The sequence below is a fragment of the Fictibacillus enclensis genome (assembly GCF_001457035.1).
Taxonomy (GTDB): Bacteria; Bacillota; Bacilli; order Bacillales; family Fictibacillaceae; genus Fictibacillus_C; species Fictibacillus_C enclensis.
The window spans coordinates 811,696-832,962 of sequence record NZ_KQ758618.1 but is presented as its reverse complement, the minus strand read 5'-3'; the positions used below and the strand labels follow the sequence as shown (position 1 = coordinate 832,962).

Sequence of the window (21,267 nt, the reverse complement as noted above, 5' to 3'; positions counted from 1 at the left end):
CCTTGGCTCTGGTTTATTTTTGTATATAGTTCTGTATGGTGCTCCATGCCGCGTCTTTTCCGTATCCTGTTTCCGATGAAAACAGCAGCAACGGATCTTCCGGTTTCTTTTTTAACGTGTCGCGCACGACCTTCAAATGCTTTTCCCACTTCCCCTTTGGGATCTTGTCACATTTGGTTGCGACGACAATGACCGGGATATCATGATACTTCAGCCAATCATACATTATCACGTCATCCTTTGATGGAGCATGGCGCAAATCAACCAGCTGAATGACCGCCTTAAGCTGGGGTCTCTCCATGATATATCGTTCAATCATTCGTCCCCATGCTTCCCGTTCTGTTTTTGAAACCTTGGCAAAGCCATACCCCGGCACATCCACAAAATATAGCTCCTCATTAATAATGTAGAAGTTGAGCGTCTGGGTTTTCCCGGGACGCGAAGAGGTGCGTGCCAGGTTCTTCCGGGCAATCATCTTGTTAATGAAGGAGGATTTCCCGACATTTGAACGGCCAGCAAGACCGATCTCCGGAAGCTGGTCTTCTGGGTATTGCTCTGGTTTTACCGCTGATATTACAATGTCTGCTTTTGTTACTTTCATTTACTATCTCCTACTAATGCATGTTTTAGCACTTCATCCAGATGGGACACCGGAATAAAGGCAAGGCTGCTGCGGACACTTTCCGGGATATCATCGATATCTTTTTCATTTTCTTTTGGCATGATGACCGTCTGGATCCCCGCCCTGTGGGCACTGAGGGATTTTTCCTTTAAGCCGCCTATTGGCAGGACGCGTCCCCGTAACGTAATTTCACCGGTCATTCCCACGTCCTTGCGCACCGGTTTGCCTGACAGAGCTGAAACCAGTGCTGTGGCAATCGTAATGCCAGCTGAAGGCCCGTCCTTTGGTGTTGCTCCTTCTGGCACATGGATATGAATATCGGTTTTTTCATAAAAATCCGGATCGATATCAAACTCTATTGCTCTGGAACGGACATAACTGAGCGCCGCCTGTGCAGACTCCTTCATGACATCTCCAAGCTTTCCTGTCAAAATGAGTTTTCCTTTCCCCGGTGTTAGGGCCACTTCAATGGAAAGCGTATCTCCGCCTGCTGTGGTGTAGGCAAGCCCGGTGGCTGCTCCCACCTGGTCCTCCATCTCTGCCTGTCCATAGCGGAACCGGGGTTTCCCAATGTAATCCTCCAGGTTGCGCGCCGTAATCGTTACTCTTTTTTTCTCACCGGATACCAGCTGTTTGGCCGCTTTTCGGCAAAGACCGGCAATTTGTCTTTCCATACTTCTTACTCCGGCTTCCCTTGTATAATTGCGGACCAGTTTAAGGATGGCGTCCTCTTTCAACTGGAACTGTGATTTTGCCAGACCATGATCTTTTAACTGTTTTGGAATGAGGTGATTCTTCGCGATATGCACCTTTTCCACTTCTGTATAACCCGCAATCGAAATAATCTCCATACGATCCAAGAGCGGGCCAGGAATGGTTGCCAGACTGTTAGCTGTTGTAATAAACATCACTTTTGACAAATCATACGGCTCTTCTATGAAATGATCGGAGAATGAATTGTTCTGTTCCGGATCAAGCACTTCCAACAAGGCAGAGGATGGATCTCCCCTGAAATCGTTGGACATCTTGTCTATTTCATCCAGCAGGAAGACCGGGTTGATGGTGCCAGCCTTTTTCATGCCCTGTATGAGACGGCCCGGCATCGCTCCCACATAGGTTCTGCGGTGGCCGCGGATTTCAGCCTCGTCACGAACACCGCCGAGCGAAATGCGGACAAAGTTTCTTCCGATGGCCTTTGCGATGGAACGGGCGAGAGATGTTTTACCTACTCCCGGAGGGCCTACCAGGCAAAGAATCGGTCCTTTGAGTGAATTGGTCAGCTGCTGGACAGCCAGGTACTCCAGAACCCGTTCCTTAACTTTCTCAAGCCCGTAATGATCTTCATTGAGAATTTTCTCGGTTCGCTTAATTTCCAGCTGATCTTTTGTCTCCTTGGTCCATGGCAGATTGATCAGCCAGTCAATATAGTTCCGGATCACAGCACTTTCTGCTGATGAACCCGGCATCTTCTCATAACGGTCCAGCTCTTTCAAAGCGATTTCCATGATAATTTCAGGCATATCCGATTCTTCAATACGGTCCCTCAGGCTTGAGATTTCTCCGGTTTTTCCTTCTTTATCGCCAAGCTCCTTCTGGATCGCTTTCATCTGCTCACGAAGGTAATATTCCTTCTGTGTTTTTTCCATTGCTTTTTTGACGCGCTGCCCGATTTTTTTCTCAAGGCCCAGCACTTCTTTTTCATTATTCAGAATCGAGATGAGATGATTCAACCGGTCCTTCACATCAGTGATTTCAAGGATATGCTGCTTTTCTTTGATTTTCAATGAAAGATGGGAGGAGATGACATCTGCCAGCCGGCCTGGTTCCTCGATATCCTGAACGGATGCAAGGGTTTCCGGAGTCACTTTTTTGGATAAGTTTATGTACTGCTCGAATTGCTGAAGAGCCGTCCTCATAAGAGCTTGTATTTCCAGATCCTTTTCGCCCTGATCTTCCATCAGTTCTACTTCAACTTCCAAATACTCTTCCCGGTCGATGAATTGCGTGATCTTACCGCGCTGAATGCCTTCTACGAGTACACGAATGGTCCCGTTCGGCAATTTCAGCATCTGATTGACTTTTGAAAGGGTACCAATTTCATATATTTGTTCTCCGCTCGGGTCTTCAACAGCGACTTCCTTTTGTGTGGATAGGAAGATATGCTGATCATCAAGCATCACTTGCTCTAATGCCTGTACTGATTTTTCCCTTCCTACATCAAGGTGAAGCACCATGGTGGGATACACCAGCAGGCCGCGAAGAGGAAGGAGGGGAAGGATGCGGGTAGTTTTTTCGTTCATTAAACACACCTCCGAATACTGCTTACTGTCTTGAATAATTTCAAATCGTGCAGCCCAGTTTTATATGATGGCAATTTTTTTGACAAATGCCAAAAGCGGCCGAAGAAATTTCTACAGCCTTTGTACAATTCTACCCATAAAGAACCGTTTTGTCTAATCACAGGTTGTTTTGGGGCCATCGAAAGTAAAGCCCCCTCTTTAAACGGATTTTGGAGGGGACTGTAAATACGCAGACGCTGGAATCGCCTGTTGATTATCTTTATCCAGTTCAGGAAATGCATGCTGAAATACTTGCGTTAGTTTTGTGACCGGAATGATCTCAATCCCGTCAATTTCCCTTAGAATGGCCTGATCATTGTCTTTTGGAATGATGACTTTTTTTACACCGGCAAGCTTTGCCGCCAGAACCTTCGCCATAACTCCCCCAACCGGTTTCACTTTTCCATGAACGCTAATTTCACCCGTCATTGCCAATTCGTTGTCGATCGGTATATCGTGCACGGCCGAATAAATGGAAGTGGCAATGGCTATTCCGGCTGATGGGCCGTCAACTGGCCCGCCTCCCGGGAAATTCACATGGATATCATACAATGAGGCATCAACATCCATTTTCCGTAAAACGGTGAGAACGTTTTCAACCGATCCTTTTGCCAGGCTTTTCCTTCTGATTGATTTTGCATTATTGCCAATCGATTCCTCTTCGACAATACCTGTTATAGTAACCGTACCCTGTTTTTTTGCAGGTAAAACAGTAACTTCAATTTCAAGAAGGGCTCCGCTGTTTGGCCCATAAACAGCCAGTCCGTTGACAAGCCCGACTTTTGGAGTTTCTGGAATCTTGTGTTCCGGACGGGGTGTCATCTGGCTGGAATGGATTACCCACTCCATATCCGATTTTTTAATATAATCCCTGTCCTCCGTGATAGCCAGCCCTGCTGAAATTTGCATCATATTAACCGCTTCCCGGCCATTTTTTGCATATTGCGCAAGAAGCTGCAATGTCTCATCATCAACTTTCACGCTGACCTTATCGGCTGCCTTCTTTGCGATTTGCTGAATTTCGGGTGACTGCAGTTCTCTAAAGAATACTTCAAGGCACCTGGAACGGATGGCGGGAGGAATTTCATCCGGGGTTCGTGTAGTCGCTCCGATCAGCCTGAAATCTGCTGGAAGCCCATTTTGAAAAATATCATGAATGTGTGTAGGGATCGTTGTATTTTCCTCGTTATAATAAGCACTCTCAAGAAATACTTTACGATCCTCCAGCACTTTCAGAAGCTTGTTCATTTGAATGGGATGCAGTTCTCCTATTTCATCAATAAAAAGAACCCCTCCATGCGCATTGGAGACCGCTCCCTGCTTGGGCTGCGGAATGCCGGCCTGTCCCATTGCTCCTGCTCCTTGATAAATAGGATCGTGGACAGAACCAATTAACGGATCGGCGATGCCTCGTTCATCAAATCTGGCAGTCGTGGCATCCAGCTCCACAAAAACTGCGGATGGTCGGAACGGTGAGTTACGGTTTCGTTTTGCTTCCTCAAGCACGAGTCTTGCTGCTGCGGTTTTTCCGACTCCCGGCGGTCCATAGACGATCACATGCTGGGGATTAGGGCCGCAAAGTGCTGCGTGGAGCGCTTTGATTCCGTCCTTCTGGCCGACGATATCTGCAAACGTTCCTGGACGCACGCGCTCAGAAAGCGGTTCCGTCAATGAGACAGAACGCATTTTACGCAATTGATCCATTTCTTTTCTTGACTCTTTATCTATACTCACTTTTTGTGTACGCTGATTTTTCAACAAGTTCCAAAAGTAAAGTCCAATCACGATTCCAAAGAAAAGCTGAATGAGTAAAGCGATTCCTGTCCAGTTCATTTCTTCCTCCCAAAATTTTTTTATGATCCTAGTATCTCCGAGTGGCAAGAGGACTAAACAGAAAAAATAGAAATGAGGAAAACTTGAACAAGACAGTAAAAAGACAGGCCATATTTTTCAGACAAAAACAAAAAAACCAGCCCTCAGGCTGGTTTTTTAAATGATTATGCACTTTCCTTTGGTGTTTCTTTTTTCGGTTCAACGATTGTTCCATCCTCAAGCTCGAGTTTCGGTGGAACTTTATCAGAAACGGTTTCTTTTGTAATAATGCACTTGGCCACATCTTCCCGAGATGGAAGCTCAAACATCACATCGAGCATCATTCCTTCAATGATGGAACGAAGCCCACGAGCTCCGGTTTTACGCTCAATCGCCTGGTTGGCAATTTCGGAGAGTGCTTCATCCGTGAATTCAAGTTCCACTCCATCAAGGTCAAGAAGCTTTTGATATTGTTTCACCAGTGCGTTTTTCGGCTTGGTAAGAATCTCAACCAATGCATCCTCATCAAGCGGCGTCAGACTTGCTGTTACAGGAAGACGTCCGATAAATTCCGGAATCAATCCGAAACGAAGCAAATCTTCCGGCAATACTTTTGCAAGATATTCTCCAGCTTTCAATTCAGCCTGTCTTGATTCGGAACTGAACCCAATTACTTTTTTGCCCAGACGGCGTTTAATTATCTGTTCAATTCCGTCAAACGCACCACCGCAAATAAAGAGAATATTGGTAGTGTCGATTTGGATAAACTCCTGATGCGGATGTTTTCTTCCGCCCTGAGGAGGAACACTTGCTACTGTACCTTCAAGAATTTTTAGAAGAGCCTGCTGAACGCCTTCCCCGGAAACATCTCGGGTAATGGACGGATTTTCAGACTTTCTGGCAATCTTATCAATTTCATCGATGTAGATAATGCCTTTTTCCGCTTTTTCCACATCGTAATCAGCAGCCTGAATCAATTTAAGCAAAATATTTTCTACATCTTCCCCTACATACCCTGCTTCTGTGAGAGATGTAGCATCGGCAATGGCAAACGGCACATTGAGAATTCGTGCCAGTGTTTGGGCCAATAATGTTTTACCGCTACCTGTCGGCCCGATCATGGCGATGTTACTTTTCGCCAATTCAACTTCATCCGATTTTTGGGAAGAGTTAATGCGTTTATAATGGTTATACACCGCAACGGAAAGAGACTTTTTCGCCTGTTCCTGACCAATGACATACTCATCGAGTATCTTGCGGATCTCCATCGGTTTTGGAACTTCTTTAAGTTCTACATCCTCTTCAGTACCTAGTTCTTCTTCCACGATTTCGGTACAAAGCTCGATGCATTCGTCACAAATATATACACCTGGTCCTGCTACCAGTTTACGAACCTGATCCTGTGTTTTTCCACAAAAGGAACATTTAAGCTGCCCTTTTTCGTCATTGAATTTAAACAATGAAATCACCCCTAAACCTTAAATTGAATGAAACCATTTACCTGTTCATCATCCTGATGTATGGATGCTTGTTTCATTACTGTGTGAGCTTGAACTTGTGCTGCACGTTGATTTCATTTCCGCAAGTTTATGTATTGGATTGTATCATATTACCCCTTTGAAACGGAAATAAAAACTCTTCATTGGCATTTAATAGTATGTATTGGCATAATGGACTGTTTTCGATGTGTTCTATAAGTATTAACCTTATGGCCTATTTTAAAACCTGATTCAGGAAAATAAAGCCTTTAAAAAAGTTTCCATAAAAAAGCCGTATTTCCTGCCGCCCATGCAAATAATTATATAAAACAAGGCACGAAAATTTCGTGCCTTGTCAGACCTTACTTAATATTATGCAACTGTTTTGCTGTTATCCACTAATAAATCAATTGCTTTTCTGATTTTTAAGTCAGCAGCTACAGCGTCATTTCCGCCTTGCATTGCAAGCATTTGAGTGATTTTCTCAACATCCATGTTGTACATTTCAGCCATTTTCTTAAGCTCTTCATTGATTTCTTCTTCTGTCGCTTCAATGTTTTCTGCCTCAGAAATTGCTTCAAGTACCAGGTTTGTTTTCACGCGTTTTCCGGCATCTTCTTTCATTTGCTCACGAAGTGCTGCTTCGTCAGTGCCAGAGAACTGGAAGTACAAGTCAAGGTTCATGCCTTGCATTTGAAGACGCTGGCCAAACTCCTGAACCATGCGGTCCAATTCAGTGTTGATCATTGCTTCCGGTACGTCTACTTCTGCATTTTCAACGGCTTTGTCAACCACGGAATCACGTGTGTGATGCTCGCCTTCATGATTTTTGCTCTCTTCCAGCTTTTTGCGGATGCTGGCTTTAAGGTCTTCTACTGTTTCTACCTCAGAATCAGCCTCTTTGGCAAACTCATCATTTAGCTCAGGTAGCTGTTTTGTTTTGATATCATGGATAGTTACTTTGAAAACAGCAGGCTTACCAGCAAGCTCGGCTGCATGGTACTCTTCTGGGAAAGTAATTTCTACTTCTTTTTCAGTACCCGCTTTTTCACCGATCAGCTGTTCTTCAAATCCAGGAATGAAAGAACCTGATCCGATTTCCAATGGATAGTTTTCAGCTTTACCGCCTTCAAATGGCTCTCCGTCGACAAATCCTTCAAAATCAATAACAACAGTATCTCCGTTCTCTACTGTTCCTTCTTCTTTTACAACAAGCTCAGCCTGCTGTTCTTGAAGACGCTTGACTTCATTGTCAACATCCTCGTCAGTTACAGTTGTATCAAATTCAGTTACTTCAAGACCTTTGTAGTCGCCAAGCTTCACTTCCGGCTTCACTACAACTTTTGCTGTAAATACAAGGTTGCTGCCTTTTTCCATTGTTTCGATGTCCACTTCAGGACGATCAACCGGCTCAATTCCTGTTTCTTCTACAGCCTTGCTGTATGCTTGTGGCAGGATGATATCAAGCGCATCTTGATATAAAGATTCAACCCCAAAACGCTGTTCAAACATTTTACGTGGAATTTTCCCTTTACGGAAACCTGGTACGTTTACCTGTTTAACCACTTTTTTAAACGCCTGGTCAAGGGCTGTATCTACTTCAGAAGCCTCAACTTCAATCGTTAAGACACCTTGGTTGCCTTCTAACTTTTCCCACTTTGCACTCATTCAAAGTTCCCTCCAACATTACGTATTTCACCTGAAAATCTAACATTTTCATTGCAACCATTCCATTATATCATAACCGACTTGTATTTCAACAACGACCATTTCCCGTTTAGGACGAGTGGTCCTAAAATTTATTTGGCCCAAACGTAAACCGTTCAATATCAAGCAGCTGATCCACTGCTTTTTTTAACGTTTCCGGATGAATCTCAATGTCTGATTGAAGCTCTTCACACGCGTCCATACCGCTTAATTTGCCGGCTGCGCATTGCAGGGCCTGAGACCAGAAGAATTGGTCAGCGGGCTCGGGCACCTGTGGATAGATCGCAAGTATGTAATCCCACCAAATGGTAAGAGCAAATTGGGACAAGGTTGGATTTTCCTGTTCCAGCCTGTCCTCTACTTCCTTTTTTACTTCCAGATTAAACGGCTCTTCATAAACATCATGGAGCTCTTGTATGGAGATCGAATACATTTGTCCAAACTTATGTAAGGTAACGGTTTCTTCCACATTCTTTGATTTCAGATAATTAAGTGCCATCGTTTTTATGCCCGGATGGCCCTCTTCATTGGCCAAAAATTCACGATAGACAGAAAGTGTTTCTTCCGGATCCATGTAGCTCAGCTGCTGCATGGCAATCCATTGGTTATGTATTTCGCTGCTTGTCAACATACTTCTTAGCGTCTCAATTTCTTGTTTCCTGTCTTCAGCCGGCTCCGGAGTAAAATCAACGCCAGGTTCAGGGTCTTCTGCCATCTTCCGGCTGAAATGAAGCAGCTGGTAAAAAGATTCAGCCTGGGCAGCCGGCAGCTGGTGTTCCCCCAGCACAGCTTCCACGACAGAAACGACTGTTTCGTATTCTGAAAGCTGAATAAGAATGGAAAGATAAATCTGCAAAACGTCAAAGTATTCCCCTATACCCTGCTTAAGCATTCTCTCTGCTCTGGTCTTTGCCTCCTGAAGCTGGCCCAGTTCGATCAGGCTGAGCACCACCCCAAGATGGCCCTGCGGATGGCCGGGATCCAATTCCAACAGCTGAAGAAAGCAGGATAGAGATTCCTTATAATGTTTTGCTTTCAGGGAAGCCATTCCCTTTTCAAGCAAACGGGCAGGCAAATTAGGTAAAGGGACGACGTTGCTTGGTTTTTTTCCTTTTTTGTCATTAGCCATTAGGTTTATTCACTTCCAGTTTCTATTTGCATCAGTTTAACAGTTTAAAGACATAAACTCAAGACGCGGCACAGTTGGCCGAAGGAAACAACAAATCCTGCACACGGTTGTGCAGGATTGCTGATATGGAACGATTAAATAGGAAACCTGCTAACACGTTCTGTTTTGCCACGTCTCCTCTTATTTTTTCCTTTTTTGACTTACTTCAAACCTCATCTGTCCAAAAACTTTAAAAACACATTTTATAATTGTGGTTGCTTAACGGCTTCCTGCTGCTTCTCAAAGCGGCTGATCTCATCCTCATATTTTAGGGTAATGGATATTTCATCCCAGCCATTCTGAATCATCTCTTTCCAATATGGATCGAATGAGAAAGAAGCCAGGACTTCCTCTCCGGATAAAATCTCCTGTTTGTTAAGGCTCACCGTAAGCCTTTGATCACCAGCTGCCACTCTGTCTTTCAGGCTATTAATGGTTTCGGCAGGAAGCTTGATCACCAATATTCCATTTTTCAATGAATTATTATAGAAGATATCCGCATAATCCGGAGCCACAATCACTTTAAATCCATAATCCTTCAATGCCCAAGGAGCATGTTCGCGTGAAGAACCGCATCCGAAATTATCTCCGGCAAGCAGGATCTCCGCTCCCTCAGCTTCAGGACGGTTCAATTCGAACTCAGGATTCGGGGAGCCGTCACGGTTAAACCGCCAGTCGAAAAATAAATACTTTCCAAACCCGCTTCGTTCAACACGCTTTAAAAACTGTTTTGGTATGATTTGATCCGTATCCACATTATCACGGTCCAGTACAGCTGCTGTTCCGGTAAATGTTTTAAATCCTGGCATACTGCTCACCTTCCCTAAAACCAGATTGAAACTTGCGAACGTCTGTAAACTTCCCTTCGATGGCAGCTGCCGCCGCCATTTCCGGGCTGACCAGATGCGTTCTTGCCCCTTTGCCCTGTCTGCCTTCAAAGTTCCGGTTGGAAGTAGAAGCACACCTTTCTCCTTCAGGCACGATATCCGGATTCATCCCAAGGCACATGGAACATCCTGAGTCACGCCAGTCAAAACCAGCTTCCTGAAAAACAAGATGTAAGCCTTCCTGCTCTGCTTTTGCCTTTACTTGCTGTGAGCCGGGAACCACAATGGCCTGAACTCCACCGTGAACTTTTCTTCCCTTAACCACTTTTGCAGCCGCCCGCAGATCACTGAGCCTCGAGTTGGTGCATGAACCGATGAAGACATGCTGAACAGGTACCTCAGTCAATGACTGCCCAGGATTTAATCCCATATAATGAAGGGCTTTTTGCAAGGATTCTCTTTCCTGCTGTGTTTGTTCATCACTATAGGAAGGTACATTGCCAGAGATCCCCACACCCATGGATGGATTGGTTCCCCAGGTTACCATCGGCTCCACTTCTGCCGCATTGATTTCAATGACCTTGTCATATTTCGCATCTGCATCGGAACGAAGGGCCTTCCACTCGTTCACTTTTTCCTCAAACTGCTCACCCTGTGGAGCATATTTGCGGCCTTTAATATATTCATAGGTCTTCTCGTCAGGTGCAACCAATCCGGCTTTTGCTCCTGCTTCAATCGACATGTTGCATAACGTCATGCGTTCTTCCATGGTAAAGCTGCGCACCGTTTCACCAGTGAATTCAATGACATGTCCGGCGCCAACATTGGTACCGTATTGAGCAATTAAGGCAAGAATAATATCTTTGGCCGTTACTCCAAAACCGCGTTTTCCTTCTATATTTACTTTCAACTGTTTTGGTTTTTGCTGCCAGAGGGTCTGTGTGGCCAACACATGCTCCACTTCACTTGTTCCGATTCCAAAGGCAAGAGCACCAAAAGCTCCATGAGTGGATGTATGGCTGTCTCCGCAAACTATGGTTTTCCCAGGCAATGTTAACCCAAGTTCCGGTCCGATAACATGGACAATCCCTTGTTGGTCGGATTCAAGCCCTTCCAGATGGATGCCATACTCCTTACAATTTTCTTCAAGGGTCTGGATCTGTTTCAAGGCAATGCTGTCATCGATCACAAACCGGTTTTTTGTCGGAATATTATGATCCATTGTGGCAAAACAAAGGTCTGGTCTTCTTACTTTCCGGTTTTTTTCCCGCAGGCCGGCAAAGGCCTGCGGAGATGTTACTTCATGAAGAAGATGCAAATCAATGTACAAAAGACCGGGCTTATTTTCCTCTTGCATGACGGTATGTTTTTCCCAAACTTTATCAATAATGGTTTTTGTCATCTCATCTTCCTCCTTACACATACACTTCAAGCAGTGTGGTGGTTGCTGCATTTTCATCCAATCGATAGATCAGCTGGTCCACCATTTCATCTGTTGTGGATATTCTTCCTTTTTTGCTTTCAATATCTCTGGTTCGGTAATTGGCGTTCAATACTTCCTGAACGGCCATTTCTATTGCATCCGCTTCGTCATTCATATGGAAGGAATGACGAAGCATCATGGCAGTTGACAGGACCATCCCCAGTGGATTGGCCGCATTCTTCCCGGCAATGTCAGGCGCAGATCCATGGACCGGCTCATAAAGCCCTTGACCGTCCTCACTTACCGAAGCGGAAGCCAGCATACCCAAAGAGCCAGTGATCATTGATGCTTCGTCAGATAAAATGTCACCAAACATATTCTCTGTCACAATGACGTCAAATTGTACGGGGTTTCTGACAAGCTGCATCGCAGCATTGTCAACAAGCATGTGCTCTACTTCCACTTCCGGAAAGCTCTTGGCCATTTCGTTGACCACTTCCCTCCAAAGCTTGCTTGACTCAAGGACATTGGCTTTATCTACAGAAGTCAGTTTGCCGCTTCGCGAAGCGGCAATTTCAAATGCCTTTTTTACCACTCGTTCGATTTCATTGCGGTGATAATACAGCGTATCTACCGCTTCTTCATTTCCAGTTCTTCCTTTTGGCTGGGCAAAGTACAGCCCGCCTGTGAGCTCCCGGACAAATATCAAGTCCACATTTTCGATGAGCTCCGGTTTGAGCGGTGAAATATCACCAAGAGGGGCGAATGCTTTTACCGGCCTAAGGTTGGCAAAAACATTCAATTCCTTGCGAATTTGAAGCAGGCCCTGCTCCGGCCGTTTTTCCATTCCGTCCCATTTCGGGCCGCCAACAGCTCCCAGCAAAACAGCATCACTTTTTTTGCATTGTTCCAGCGTTTCAGAGGGCAATGGAAATCCTGTCTCATCAATGGCTTTACCGCCGATCGGCATTTCTGTCACATTAAACTGATGGCCATAGCGGGCTTCAACTGCTTTGAGGACACGCAAAGCCCCTTTCATCACTTCCGGTCCGATTCCGTCACCCGGCAAGACTGTAATTGTTTTTTCCATCTTGACCCCTCCTCATTAGATTTATAGACTCACGTTCACCAATTCGTCTTTTTGAACGTTCATGATCGTTTTGTTTAGGGCGTGAACATACGCTTTGGCTGAAGCCTGCAGTACGTCCTGCGCCGTTCCGCTTCCATTGATCTCCTGATCCTCGTATTCGAGAAGAACGTATACCTGTGCCAGCGCATCTCTGCCGGATCCGACTGACTGGATGCGGTAATCTTTTAAATGAACCGGCAGCGGAAGCATTTTATCCAGCGTATTGTAGATGGCTTCCACACTTCCTGATCCGGTACCCGCTTCCTGAATCTCTGTTCCATCCGGTGCTTTTAATGTAATGGTCGCCGTCGGAATATTATTTGTTCCATAATTCACCTGAAGGTCGCCAAGCTGATACATCGGAACCGGCGGCTGGATCTTGTGCTCCAGAAGCAGCGCAAAAATGTCTTCCTCGGTAAGCTCCTTCTTTCTGTCGGCAAGGTCCTTAAATTCCTTGAACAGGATATTAAGTTGTTCCTCCCCCGGTTCAAAGCCAAGCTTCTGAATGTGTGACCGGAAGGCATGACGTCCTGAGTGTTTTCCCAAAACAAGCGAGTTGGAAGATACACCGACAAGTTCAGGTGTAATGATTTCATACGTTGATTTCTCTTTCAGCACGCCATCCTGATGAATGCCAGATTCATGCGCAAATGCATTCTTACCTACCACTGCTTTATTCGGAGGAACGCTGATTCCTGTCAGTCTGCTGACAAGCGAGCTCGTACGGCTGATTTCCTTTAATTCCAACCGGCTTTCCGCCTGATAAAAGGAGCTGCGGATGGCTAGAGCAACCCCAATCTCTTCCAGCGATGCATTACCTGCTCGTTCTCCGAGGCCGTTGATCGCGCACTCTATCTGGTCCGCTCCATTTTCAATAGCCGCCATCGAGTTGGCTACTGCCATGCCCAAATCGTCATGGCAGTGTGCTGATAATTTCGCCCTGTGGATATTTGGAACATGCTCTCTTACATATTGGAAGAGCTGCCCGTATTCAGCAGGACTGCGATAACCTACCGTATCTGGCAGATTGATGATAGATGCACCTGCCTCAATCACTTGTTCAATGATTTTTGCAAGGAATGGCAAATCTGAACGGCATGCATCTTCGGCAGACCATTGTACAACCGGAAACTTCTGTTTAGCATATTTAACCGACTGGACAGCCGTTTCAATAACTTCGTCCGGTGTTTTTTTCAGTTTGTATGTCATATGAATTGGAGACGTTGCCAGAAACACATGCAGACGGGGTTCGGCAGAGTCTTTTAGTGCTTCCCATGCGGCATCGATGTCCTTTTGGGTCGAACGCGCAAGGCCGGTGACAGTGCTGTTTTTAATTTCTTCAGCAATCTGTTTCACCGCAGCAAGATCCCCAGGTGAAGCTGCCGGAAATCCTGCCTCAATGACATCAACACCGAGCCGTTCAAGCTGTCTGGCTATTTCCAGTTTTTCATGGGCGTTTAAATTTACTCCAGCCGTCTGCTCGCCATCCCGTAATGTTGTGTCAAAGATATCAATTTTTCGCACTGCTTACTGCCTCCTTTTTCTTACTTTTCTGCTGTTTCACAAATGGCATCATTGCTCTCAACTCGCGGCCAACAACCTCGATTGGGTGATTCTTTTCGCTTTCATTCACAGCATGGAACACCGGGCGGTTCGCTTGGTTTTCGAGAATCCATCCTTTTGCAAATTCACCTGTTTGGATATCTTTCAATACCGCTCTCATTTTCTCTCTTGTATCTTCATCTACGACTCTAGGACCGGATTGGAAATCACCCCATTGGGCTGTATCAGAGATAGAGTATCTCATGCCTTCCAATCCGCCTTCATACATCAAATCTACAATTAATTTGAGTTCGTGCAAACATTCAAAGTAAGCAACTTCCGGCTGATAGCCTGCTTCAACAAGCGTTTCAAATCCTGTTTTTACAAGCGAAGTCAATCCGCCGCACAATACTGCCTGTTCACCGAACAAATCTGTTTCTGTTTCTTCTTTAAAGCTTGTTTCAAGAACGCCGGCTCTTGCCGCTCCAATTCCTTTTGCGTATTCCAACGCTGTTTCCTTCGCAGTTCCTGAAACGTCCTGATAAACGGCGATCAATGCAGGTACCCCGGCTCCTGCTTCATACGTACGGCGTACAAGATGTCCTGGCCCTTTAGGCGCAACAAGGAATACATCCACAAAGTCCGGCGGAACGATTTGATGGAAATGAACATTGAATCCGTGAGCAAAAACAAGTGATTTGCCTGGTGTCAATGCCGGCTCAATTTCCTTTTTGTATACCTGCGGCTGCAGTTCATCCGGCAGAAGGATCATGATAACATCCGCTTCATTGGAAGCTTCTTCAACAGATGCCACGCGTACTCCGTCTTCGACTGCCTGATCGTATGATTTACCTGGTCTTACTCCTACCACCACGTCATAACCGCTTTCCTTCAGGTTTAGCGCGTGTGCATGCCCCTGTGAACCATATCCAATAACTGCTACCTTTTTTCCGTTTAGATACTGATCCGCGATCTCTTTGTCATAAAATACTTTTGCCATTTTTCATCTCTCCTCAATAATAGTTGGTTTTGTTGGTTTTGTTGGTTTTATTTTTTATAGATTTAAATAATAGAAAACTGATTCAGATTATAGACCGTTTTTTGTGTACCCCTCGGCATGGCGGTAAGGCCTGTTCTTGAAATTTCTTTAATGCCATATGGTCTCAGAAGCTCGATGATCGCTTCTACCTTGTCATTGTCGCCTGTCACTTCAATGGTCACGTTTTCCAGGCTGACATCGATGATACTTGCCCTGAACGGCTCGATGATCACTTTGATCTCACTGCGGGTTTCCGGAGTGGTCATCACTTTGATCAAGGCCAGCTCCCTCGCGACGAGTGCCATTTCCGTGAGATCCTTCACCTTTAGCACATCAATTTGCTTGTGAAGTTGTTTCAGGAGCTGTTCAAGCTTTCTGTCATCCTCCACCTGCACAACGATAGTGATTTTCGAGATCGATGGATCATCTGAATGCCCGACCGTGATGCTTTCGATGTTAAATTGCCGCTTGGTCATTAATCCCGTCAGCCGGTTGAGTACCCCGCTTCGATTTAATACTGTGGCGGTTATGATGCGCCTCATGGTTTCACCCCAATCATCTGATGGATTCCCTTGCCGGGTGCAATCATCGGATAAACATTTTCATCTGATGCGACTCTACAGTCCAGCAAGAATGGTCCTTTGGAATCAAGCGCTTCGGCAAATTTGGCCCGAGCTTCTTCTTCGGTCGTAACCGATGCGGCTTCAATTCCGTAAGCAGCAGCCAGTTTTACAAAGTCCGGCTGGACCGGAAGCAAGGATTCTGAATACCGTTCTTCATAGAAGATTTCCTGCCATTGCCTCACCATGCCCAACGATTGATTATTGACGATGACAATGACCACCGGAAGCTTCATTTCCTGTAAAACGGAAAGCTCCTGAAGGGTCATTTGGAACCCTGCATCCCCCGTTACTGCCACAACCGGAAGCTCTGGTTTGCCAATTTTGGCTCCAATTGCTGCCGGAAAACCAAATCCCATGGTTCCCAGTCCCCCTGAGGTTACCCAGCGGTTCGGTTTGGAAAATCCATAATATTGAGCCGTCCACATTTGGTGCTGACCTACATCTGTTGTAACAATGGCTTCACCTTTGGTTTCCTCATGAATGATTTCAAGCAGTCGCTGCGGCTTCAGTACATCCCCTTCATTTTTGTACCAAAGCGGATAACTGTTCTTAAGTTCCGCCAATTGGCAAACCCATTCCTCCGTGTCTCCTGACGTTGTGCTCTCGCGGAGCAAAGCTGCCGCTGTATGTTTTGCGCAGCCTACAATCGGAATAAGCGTTTCAACGTTTTTTCCGATTTCAGCCGGATCGATATCAATGTGGGCAACAGTTGCTTTTTGGGCAAAGTGTGCAAGGTTGCCTGTAAGCCGGTCATCAAAACGGGCTCCGATTCCAATCAAAAGGTCACATTCATGAAGAGCGGTATTCGCCGCATACGTACCATGCATTCCGGCCATTCCCAGGAAGAGCGGATGTTCCGACGGAAAACTTCCCAGTCCGAGAAGCGTATTCGTGACAGGAATCCTGTGCTGCTCGGCCAGTGCAAGGATCTCTTCCTCGGCTTTGGCAAACAGGACGCCGGCTCCAGCAAGAATGACTGGTTTCTTCGCTTGTGCGATGGCATCTGCCAGACGCTTGACTTGCAGGAGGTTCGGAATTGTCGTTGGCTGATATCCCGGAAGATCAACTTCGTTGGATGGTTTATACGAACCAATCGATGTAGAGATATCTTTAGGAATATCAACCAGTACCGGGCCTGGACGGCCGGTCTGTGCAAGGTGGAAGGCTTCTTTAATGATTCTTGGCAGCTCTTCCACTTTTCTCACCTGATAATTGTGCTTTGTGATCGGCATCGTGATTCCAACGATATCGGCTTCCTGAAAGGCATCTGTTCCGATAACCGATGTGGCAACCTGGCCTGTGAAAATAACAAGCGGGAGTGAATCGATCATGGCATCCGCTATTCCCGTTACCAGATTGGTCGCGCCTGGCCCTGAGGTGGCGATAACAACGCCGGGCTTTCCGGCCACTCTTGCAAACCCTTGAGCAGCGTGAATAGCCCCTTGTTCATGCCTTGTTAAAATGTGTTTGATGTTCCTTTTGTACAGCGCATCATAAATGGGAAGGACGGCACCCCCGGGATATCCGAATAATACGTCAACCCCTTCTTTTTCCAGTGCCTCCATCAGCATATCGGCCCCAGACATCTTCAGGACTTTGCTTTTCTCTTCCTCAGCCACCCAGCTGGCTTTCATTTCTGATTCCTCCCTTATTTGTTCAAAATAAAAAGCCTATTCACCCAAAATGACAGTGTTTATCCTGCCAAAGGGGTGAAAAGGCTTCTTTTCACGGTACCACCCTTTTTCGCGGCTCTTGCATTGCCGCCTCATGGATGAAAAGTTCATCCGGTTTGATAACAAGTTACCCATTGAAAAAAAACTGGCTAACTCGATCTGACCTACTGACACTTGAACCGTGCGTTCGAACAGACACTCAGGGGTGAGATCCTGACAGGGTTATTACCGGCTCACAGCAACCCGGCTCTCTGGAAATAACCTTCTGTCATTCTTCCCCTTCACAGATTTAATGATTTTTAATTTTAAAAGGTATTATACTTTCAGGACTCCGCCAGTATTGGCCGAAGTGACAAGTTTGGCATAACGGGCGAGATAGCCTTGTTTGATTTTAGGCTCTGGCTGCTGCCAATCCGCCTTTCTTTGATGCAATTCTTCTTCACTGACCATCAAATTGATTGTTCGGTTAGGGAGATCAATTAATATTTGGTCGCCATTTTCAAGGAAAGCGATTGGTCCGCCTTCTGCTGCTTCCGGCGAGATATGGCCGATGGAAATTCCTCTGGAAGCACCTGAGAATCTTCCGTCGGTGATCAAAGCTACCTTTGTGCTTAAGCCCATTCCGGCAATAGCGGAAGTTGGAGACAGCATTTCCGGCATCCCCGGCCCGCCTTTTGGCCCTTCATAGCGGATTACCACTACATGGCCTTCCTTGACTTGACCGGTTTTTATTCCGTCAAGCGCCTCGTCCTGGGATTCAAAGACAATCGCTTCTCCTTCAAAATATTTGATGGATGGATCCACGCCGCCAACTTTGATAACACAGCCGTCAGGTGCAAGGTTTCCATACAGAATGGAAAGGCCTCCTACAGGACTGTAGGCGTTGTCAGGGTAGCGGATAACATCACTGTTTAAAATTTCAGCCTCTTCCACATTTTCATACAATGTTTTGCCAGTGACAGTGATCCTGTCCCGGTGAATGGCACCGTCCATTTGACCAAGTTGTTTGATAATGGCGCTGACCCCTCCGGCTTCATGAACATCCTGCATGGTATAGTCTGATGCAGGGCTTATCTTTGAGAGGTATGGCACTCTTTCCGCTACTTCATTAATTCGTTTAAGGTCATATTCAACACCCGCCTCATGTGCGATGGCAAGCATGTGAAGGACTGTGTTCGTCGAGCCTCCCATGGCCATGTCAAGAGCAAATGCATCATCAATTGCTTCTTTCGTGATAATGTCTCTCGGCCGGATATCGCGTTCAACAAGGTCCATCAGGTGGAAAGCCGCATCTTTATACAGCTTATCTCGTTCCTCCGAGGTTGCTACGAGTGTGCCGTTGCCCGGAAGTGTGATGCCGAGCATTTCCATGATGGAGTTCATGCTGTTTGCAGTGAACATTCCCGAACAGGATCCGCAGGTCGGACAGGCACTTGTCTCAAGCTCAAGCAGCTCTTCACGCGACATTTTGCCTGACAGGTGGGAACCGACTCCTTCAAAAACTGAAACGAGAGAAAGGGATTTACCGGAAGATGACTTACCGGCTTCCATCGGACCACCAGATACAAATACAGCAGGTACATTGGTTCTGGCCGCGGCCATCAGCATCCCTGGTGTAATCTTGTCACAGTTCGGGATATAAAACACTCCGTCAAACCAGTGAGCATTGATTACTGTCTCGGCGGAGTCAGCGATAATTTCCCGGCTTGGAAGGGAATAACGCATTCCGATGTGGCCCATGGCGATCCCGTCGTCAACACCGATTGTGTTGAACTCGAACGGTACACCGCCTGCTTCGCGAATGGCCTGTTTTACTTTCTCACCCACTTTATTTAGGTGCATGTGGCCCGGAATGATATCTACATAGGAATTACAGACCCCAATAAATGGTTTGTTCATATCTTCTGCTTTTACACCGGCCGCATGAAGCAAGCTTCGATGTGGCGCTCGGTCAATTCCGTTTTTTATCATGTTACTACGCATATACGACATCTCCTGTTACAAATTGATTATCCTGCCTGTACGTTGGTTGATTTGGAATAAACCTTGACTCCTTCTTCAACCACTCTTTTTCTGAAAGCTTCCAAAAGGATATTGGTGTGTTTTCCTGGAACGCCTTCTCCGATTACTCTTCCGTCCACCTTAATGACAGCAATGACTTCAGCAGCCGTCCCTGTAAGGAACACTTCATCAGCCACATAGACATCGTGCCGTGTAAACGGTTCTTCAGAGACGTTATAGCCGAGCTCGGCGGCAATTTCCACGATGGCATTTCTTGTGATACCTTCGAGAGCCCCCAGATAACCCGGAGGTGTTTTTATGCTGTTTCCTTTAACGATGAAAACATTATCTGCAGAGCCTTCAGCCACATAGCCTTGGTCATTCAGCATCAAGGCTTCGCTTACACCGGCCAAATTGGCTTCAATTTTCACGAGAATATTGTTCAAATAGTTCAGTGATTTTACTTTCGGGCTAAGCACGTCTGCTCTATTCCGCCGGCTCGCTACTGTCACAATTTCAATTCCCGTTTCATAAAGTTTTTTTGGGAAAAGAGCTAGCTGTTCTGCAATGACAATAACTCCCGGCTTTTCACAAGTAAACGGGTCAAGTCCAAGGTTTCCCCTTCCCCGTGATATCACTAAGCGAATGTAGGCATCACGATATTGGTTTTTTTGGAGCGTCTCAACAATAATTTGGGTCAGCTCCTCTTTCGTGTATGGAATAGTTAACATGATGGACTGAGCCGATTCGTAAAGACGCTGCAGATGTTCATCTAGCCGATAAACATTTCCGTTGTAGACGCGAATGCCTTCGAACACCCCATCTCCATATAAAAAACCATGGTCATAAACAGAGATCTTGGCATCTTCTTTTAAGACAAATTCACCGTCTACATAAACCCATTGCTCTAACATCGTGATCCTCCTTTTCCTTTAGTAGTAATTGTTCGAATTTTTTAATTTAATCTGATAATTGTTGATTATGTTACGCCCCTTTTGGACGCAGGTCAACCACATTTTTTAAAAAAATGTAATTTTTCTGTTTATTCTAATTTTATGTATACGCTTACATTATTGCTGTACAAGAAATCGAGTCTTAAACGCCTCATTTGTAAACATTTTTGAAGCGCTTACAAATTGAGCCGATTAATTAGAAAATCACAAAAAAAAGACACCCTTTCAATAAAAGGTGTCTTGAATATGTAAGTAAAGTGGCGTCCCAGGAGAGATTCGAACTCCCGACCGTACGCTTAGAAGGCGTATGCTCTATCCGGCTGAGCTACTGGGACATATGTATTTTAGAGCCCTTTCCGCCTAGCAGTGCAACTTCATGCTACTGCAAAGCGCTGCGGGCACACAGGTTTGTTTTCCTCGGGGAAAACGTATGATCAATCACTAATTGACTTTTCCTGTTCCGTAAAAAAAGTCTTGCCTTTTCATTTCCATTGCAACGTGAGAAATAGCAAATGGAGCGGGTGATGAGAATCGAACTCACGACCAGAGCTTGGAAGGCTCTTGTTTTACCACTAAACTACACCCGCATGTTTGATTAGGATGCCACTGCATCAGCGACATAAGTAAATATACTATACCCTGTTAAATATGTCAACAAGTTTTCAGGAGAAAAAAGCTATATCCATTTATTATACTATTTTCGAACACTGGAGCGGGAAGCAGTTGATTTCCGGTTCAGGACGCCCGCTATCCGCGGGGTGTGCGGTGAGCCTTACCGGCGTAAACGCCTACTTTGCCGGTGTAAACGCCTACTTTACCGGCGTAAACGCCTACTTTGCCGGCGTTTACGCCTAATTAGCCTCACCTGTCACGCTACTTCCGCAGGATAAGGAATGCTTCCTCAGCATTACATCGCAACAAGAAAATGTGT

General features: G+C 45.7%; 16 protein-coding genes and 2 tRNA genes. 1 reads left to right on the top strand and 17 read right to left on the bottom strand.

The annotated features are described in order from the left end of the window. Positions 1-13 precede the first annotated feature (13 nt). The 17 genes from yihA to AS030_RS14475 all read right to left on the bottom strand — a co-directional run bounded on the left by yihA (position 14) and on the right by AS030_RS14475 (position 20,923). Positions 14-601, bottom strand: a complete 588-nt coding sequence (gene yihA / locus AS030_RS14555; RefSeq protein WP_061972589.1) for a ribosome biogenesis GTP-binding protein YihA/YsxC — start codon at positions 599-601, stop codon at positions 14-16. After that, positions 598-2,922, bottom strand: a complete 2,325-nt coding sequence (lon, locus tag AS030_RS14550) for an endopeptidase La (RefSeq protein ID WP_061972588.1) — start codon at positions 2,920-2,922, stop codon at positions 598-600. Before lon ends, yihA begins: the two co-directional genes overlap by 4 nt. A 198-nt stretch (positions 2,923-3,120) precedes the next feature. Next, positions 3,121-4,794 carry an ATP-dependent protease LonB gene (gene lonB, locus AS030_RS14545; protein WP_061972587.1) on the bottom strand — a complete coding sequence of 558 codons (1,674 nt, stop codon included), beginning with the start codon at positions 4,792-4,794 and terminating at the stop codon, positions 3,121-3,123. Between the two features lie 164 nt (positions 4,795-4,958). Further along, positions 4,959-6,233, bottom strand: coding sequence for an ATP-dependent protease ATP-binding subunit ClpX (clpX, locus tag AS030_RS14540; protein WP_061972586.1), 1,275 nt, complete (start codon positions 6,231-6,233; stop codon positions 4,959-4,961). A 390-nt stretch (positions 6,234-6,623) separates the two neighbouring features. Beyond that, entirely contained in the window at positions 6,624-7,919 is a 1,296-nt protein-coding gene (tig, locus tag AS030_RS14535) for a trigger factor (RefSeq protein WP_061972585.1), read from the bottom strand. Positions 7,920-8,043: 124 nt separating this feature from the next. After that, positions 8,044-9,087 carry a tetratricopeptide repeat protein gene (locus AS030_RS14530; protein WP_061972584.1) on the bottom strand — a complete coding sequence of 348 codons (1,044 nt, stop codon included), beginning with the start codon at positions 9,085-9,087 and terminating at the stop codon, positions 8,044-8,046. Between the two features lie 242 nt (positions 9,088-9,329). After that, complete coding sequence (gene leuD / locus AS030_RS14525; RefSeq protein WP_061972583.1) at positions 9,330-9,935, bottom strand: 3-isopropylmalate dehydratase small subunit; 606 nt, start codon at positions 9,933-9,935, stop codon at positions 9,330-9,332. Beyond that, positions 9,922-11,355, bottom strand: a complete 1,434-nt coding sequence (gene leuC / locus AS030_RS14520) for a 3-isopropylmalate dehydratase large subunit (protein WP_061972582.1) — start codon at positions 11,353-11,355, stop codon at positions 9,922-9,924. The genes leuD and leuC overlap by 14 nt, the downstream gene beginning before the upstream one ends. 13 nt (positions 11,356-11,368) lie before the next feature. Further along, the gene (gene leuB / locus AS030_RS14515) at positions 11,369-12,466 is read right to left on the bottom strand and encodes a 3-isopropylmalate dehydrogenase (RefSeq protein WP_061972581.1); all 1,098 of its coding nucleotides are present in this window, start codon (positions 12,464-12,466) and stop codon (positions 11,369-11,371) included. Positions 12,467-12,487: 21 nt separating this feature from the next. Next, a complete protein-coding gene (locus AS030_RS14510) occupies positions 12,488-14,029 on the bottom strand; it encodes a 2-isopropylmalate synthase (RefSeq protein WP_061972580.1) in 1,542 nt (513 codons plus the stop codon). Beyond that, on the bottom strand, positions 14,016-15,047 hold the full coding sequence (gene ilvC, locus AS030_RS14505; RefSeq protein WP_061972579.1) for a ketol-acid reductoisomerase: 1,032 nt from the start codon (positions 15,045-15,047) through the stop codon (positions 14,016-14,018). The genes AS030_RS14510 and ilvC overlap by 14 nt, the downstream gene beginning before the upstream one ends. A gap of 62 nt (positions 15,048-15,109) precedes the next feature. Then, entirely contained in the window at positions 15,110-15,628 is a 519-nt protein-coding gene (gene ilvN / locus AS030_RS14500; RefSeq protein WP_061972578.1) for an acetolactate synthase small subunit, read from the bottom strand. Beyond that, positions 15,625-17,343 (bottom strand): acetolactate synthase large subunit, encoded by a 1,719-nt coding sequence (gene ilvB, locus AS030_RS14495; RefSeq protein WP_061972577.1) that lies wholly within the window; start codon positions 17,341-17,343, stop codon positions 15,625-15,627. The genes ilvN and ilvB overlap by 4 nt, the downstream gene beginning before the upstream one ends. Positions 17,344-17,697: 354 nt before the next feature. Then, entirely contained in the window at positions 17,698-19,365 is a 1,668-nt protein-coding gene (gene ilvD, locus AS030_RS14490) for a dihydroxy-acid dehydratase (RefSeq protein WP_061972576.1), read from the bottom strand. 26 nt (positions 19,366-19,391) lie between these two features. After that, entirely contained in the window at positions 19,392-20,297 is a 906-nt protein-coding gene (gene ilvE / locus AS030_RS14485; protein ID WP_061972575.1) for a branched-chain-amino-acid transaminase, read from the bottom strand. Positions 20,298-20,594: 297 nt separating this feature from the next. Beyond that, a tRNA-Arg gene (locus AS030_RS14480) sits at positions 20,595-20,671 on the bottom strand. A gap of 178 nt (positions 20,672-20,849) precedes the next feature. Beyond that, a tRNA-Gly gene (locus tag AS030_RS14475) sits at positions 20,850-20,923 on the bottom strand. A 136-nt stretch (positions 20,924-21,059) separates the two neighbouring features. Here AS030_RS14475 and AS030_RS24590 point away from each other — a divergent pair. Continuing rightward, positions 21,060-21,191 carry a hypothetical protein gene (locus AS030_RS24590; RefSeq protein WP_276203860.1) on the top strand — a complete coding sequence of 44 codons (132 nt, stop codon included), beginning with the start codon at positions 21,060-21,062 and terminating at the stop codon, positions 21,189-21,191. Positions 21,192-21,267: the final 76 nt, after the last annotated feature.

Excerpts from the sequence above, each read along its gene's own strand:
- leuC (WP_061972582.1), bottom strand. The coding sequence starts at position 11,355 with ATGACAAAAACCATTATTGATAAAGTTTGGGAAAAACATACCGTCATG.
- lonB (WP_061972587.1), bottom strand. The coding sequence starts at position 4,794 with ATGAACTGGACAGGAATCGCTTTACTCATTCAGCTTTTCTTTGGAATC.
- ilvC (WP_061972579.1), bottom strand. The coding sequence starts at position 15,047 with ATGGCAAAAGTATTTTATGACAAAGAGATCGCGGATCAGTATCTAAAC.
- lon (WP_061972588.1), bottom strand. The coding sequence starts at position 2,922 with ATGAACGAAAAAACTACCCGCATCCTTCCCCTCCTTCCTCTTCGCGGC.
- leuB (WP_061972581.1), bottom strand. The coding sequence starts at position 12,466 with ATGGAAAAAACAATTACAGTCTTGCCGGGTGACGGAATCGGACCGGAA.
- tig (WP_061972585.1), bottom strand. The coding sequence starts at position 7,919 with ATGAGTGCAAAGTGGGAAAAGTTAGAAGGCAACCAAGGTGTCTTAACG.
- leuD (WP_061972583.1), bottom strand. The coding sequence starts at position 9,935 with ATGCCAGGATTTAAAACATTTACCGGAACAGCAGCTGTACTGGACCGT.
- ilvE (WP_061972575.1), bottom strand. The coding sequence starts at position 20,297 with ATGTTAGAGCAATGGGTTTATGTAGACGGTGAATTTGTCTTAAAAGAA.
- ilvD (WP_061972576.1), bottom strand. The coding sequence starts at position 19,365 with ATGCGTAGTAACATGATAAAAAACGGAATTGACCGAGCGCCACATCGA.
- ilvB (WP_061972577.1), bottom strand. The coding sequence starts at position 17,343 with ATGAAAGCCAGCTGGGTGGCTGAGGAAGAGAAAAGCAAAGTCCTGAAG.
- yihA (WP_061972589.1), bottom strand. The coding sequence starts at position 601 with ATGAAAGTAACAAAAGCAGACATTGTAATATCAGCGGTAAAACCAGAG.
- ilvN (WP_061972578.1), bottom strand. The coding sequence starts at position 15,628 with ATGAGGCGCATCATAACCGCCACAGTATTAAATCGAAGCGGGGTACTC.
- AS030_RS14530 (WP_061972584.1), bottom strand. The coding sequence starts at position 9,087 with ATGGCTAATGACAAAAAAGGAAAAAAACCAAGCAACGTCGTCCCTTTA.